The following is a 767-nucleotide window of genomic DNA, read 5'->3' on the forward strand; positions in this document are numbered from 1 at the left end:
GGTTTGAACTTTTGAAAGCAAATCCAAAAATACTCCGCCCTTTACCATTATTCCCAATTTTGAAGCTCTGCCAATCGAAGAAAAATAAGTTAGCGGAATTCCAACCATAAACGCGCATGGACAAGAAACTACCAAAAGAGTAAGCGAACGTTGAAACCAATTATTAAAAAATTCTCTTCCGTAAATTAAAGTCGGAATTATAGTCAAAGCGATTGCGCCGAATACGACAATTGGAGTATAGATTCCAGCAAATCTGCTTATTAACTGCTCGATATTTGCCTTTCTATTTTGCGAATCTTGAACCAATTTCAATATTTTAGCCACCGAAGATTCGGCATATTCTCTTATGACTTTTGCCTTTATCGAAACGTCTCCGTTTATAGTTCCCGCCAAAACTTCGTCTCCGATTTTTACAGCTTTCGGCATGCTTTCGCCCGTCAACGCTTTTGTATCAAGCCAACTTTCTCCTTCGTAAATTATGGAATCCAAAGGCACTTTTTCAAACGGATTTATAATTATATTGTCATTAATCTTAACTTTCGATATATCGACTCTTTCTATACTTCCGTTTTCTTTTATTATATTCGCGGAATCGGGACGAATTGACATCAAAGCGGAAATCGTTCTTTTCGATTTATTAACCGCCATATCTTCAAAATAATTTCCGACTCTATAAAACATTAAAACGGCTAAAGCTTCGGGAAATTCATGAAGTATAATCGCGCCGATTGTGGCTACGCTCATAAGAATGTGGCTACGCTCATAAG

1 protein-coding gene is annotated in these 767 nt (G+C 37.2%); it reads right to left on the reverse strand.

The window, feature by feature from the left end; translation table 11 throughout:
- A partial coding sequence (locus EZH24_RS12965) for an HAD-IC family P-type ATPase (RefSeq protein ID WP_153227242.1) occupies window positions 1-767 on the reverse strand: 767 nt, incomplete at both ends.

The sequence above is a fragment of the Brachyspira catarrhinii genome (genome assembly GCF_005518285.1).
GTDB lineage: Bacteria > Spirochaetota > Brachyspiria > Brachyspirales > Brachyspiraceae > Brachyspira > Brachyspira catarrhinii.